At 44.0% G+C, this 797-nt stretch carries 1 protein-coding gene; it reads left to right on the forward strand.

The window, feature by feature from the left end:
• Positions 1-394 precede the first annotated feature (394 nt).
• Positions 395-751, forward strand: a complete 357-nt coding sequence (locus R7Q09_RS24985) for a VOC family protein (protein WP_074544728.1) — start codon at positions 395-397, stop codon at positions 749-751.
• The last annotated feature ends 46 nt before the right edge of the window (positions 752-797 follow it).

The raw sequence follows: 797 nt of genomic DNA on the forward strand, positions 1-797 counted from the left end.
GCTGCCGTTTTCACCTGCTGTGATTGAATTTTGGTTGTCACCGACTGGTGCGCCGTTATCTCTTGTCAGGGTTTGCGCCTGTAGAGATGTGCTGGCTAAGCCAACTGTAATTAATAAAAAGCTTTTTGACATCTGCATGGTTGCTCTCCAATGCGTGCTAACCATTTAGTCCACGAGTGGTAAATGGATATTCAAAAGCTCTTTTCTGCCCACGAAGAATATATCTTCAAAGATTCCATTTGTTTAATGGGAATTGGCGATAGATTTGATAGGGATAAACGATGAAAGCTTTCGTTTTTCATCTATTTAGATTAAAAAACAAACCAAAAGCATGAGAATCTCGTGGCGAGAGTGATTACACTGAATACACATCACCAAGCAGAAAGGATATCGCATGCATCAACATGAAAAATTGAACTACGTTGAATTTGGTACGCCCAATATCGGTGCCACTAAGGTGTTTTTTGAGCACGTTTTTGGTTGGCAATTTGTCGACTACGGCCCTGACTACGCGGCCTTTTCTGGCCAAGGTTTGGATGGTGGATTTTATTCGGCAGAACAAGTCAGTCAAACCTCAAACGGCGCAGCACTATTGGTGTTCTATAGCTCTGATATTCATGCCACGTTAGAAAAAGTAGCGAAGTTTGGCGGACAAATCATCCGCCCTATTTTCGAGTTTCCGGGCGGATGTCGTTTCCACTTCACTGAGCCAAGCGGAAACGAGTTTGCAGTGTGGTCGGAGAGTCACTGAGTCACTGAGTCACTGAGTCACTGAGTCACTGAGTCACTGAGTCATC

The organism is Vibrio sp. 2130-1, assembly GCF_033339515.1.

Excerpts from the sequence above, each read along its gene's own strand:
- R7Q09_RS24985 (WP_074544728.1), top strand. The coding sequence starts at position 395 with ATGCATCAACATGAAAAATTGAACTACGTTGAATTTGGTACGCCCAAT.